This window comes from Undibacterium sp. Di27W (assembly GCF_049340345.1).
In the GTDB taxonomy this organism is placed as follows: domain Bacteria; phylum Pseudomonadota; class Gammaproteobacteria; order Burkholderiales; family Burkholderiaceae_D; genus Undibacterium.
Map to the genome: position 1 here is coordinate 1 of NZ_JBMPOS010000077.1, position 891 is coordinate 891.

The 891-nt window shown below is 56.5% G+C and carries 1 pseudogene; it reads right to left on the reverse strand.

Annotated features, from left to right (window positions below):
* Nucleotides 1-891, reverse strand: a pseudogene (locus ACO0LF_RS31320) (hypothetical protein); the annotation flags it as partial.

The following is an 891-nucleotide window of genomic DNA, read 5'->3' on the forward strand; positions in this document are numbered from 1 at the left end:
TCGTCGCAACGAGGTTGCCTGCAGCGTTGTATTGCAGCTCAGTGACTTCACCCAGTGGACTGATGGTTTTGGCGACTCTGCCCAGTTTGTCGTACAGGGTACGGACGATCATGTCGCTGGCACTGGCACTGGCGGTGACAGGAATAACGCTGATGTTGGCTGCTGCATTGCCGGTCTGAAGGACCTGGCCTTTGAGTTGCTGGAACTGGCTATCTGTCAGGGCATTGGCGCGGGCAATGGTCTGGACGCGCTGACCCAGGACATTGTAGATGTATTGGGTGACTTCACCTTTGCCATTGATGTCGGCCTGCAAATTGCCTGCGGCATCGTAGATGTGCAGTTGTTCGACACCGGTCGGGTCTTTGGCATAGACGAGGCGGCCCAGGGCATCATAGCCGTAGCTGGTGGTGAGTTCGCCACCGAGGGTGCTGCTGAGTAAATGGCCTTGATTGTCATACACTTGGGTGTCGATGCGGCCACTGGTGTTGTGCTGGATGATTTTGTGGTTGGCATCATCGTATTCGGTGTAGCTGGTCTTTTGCAGGGCGTCGGTGGTGCTGAGTTGACGGCCCAGGCCGTCGTAGGTGTAGCTGGTTTGGTTGTTGAGTGCATCAACAGTCATCAGCAGGTTACCAGCAACATCGTAGGTGTAGCGGGTGATACTGTGGCTACCATCAGCCACGCCTGTGCCGTCGCTATTGACTTTGGCATAGGTGGTACTGGTGCTGAGCTGGCCACGGGTGTTGTAGCTGTAGTCGCTGCGGGTGGTATTGCTTTGGATCTGGGAGGTGCTCCAGCTTTGCAGTTGGCCCAGACTCAGGAGTCCAGTCGTGCCGAGCCCGGCTACGGGGTAGCTGACGTTGGTGAAGTGGATCTCGGCTGTTTTTTGGC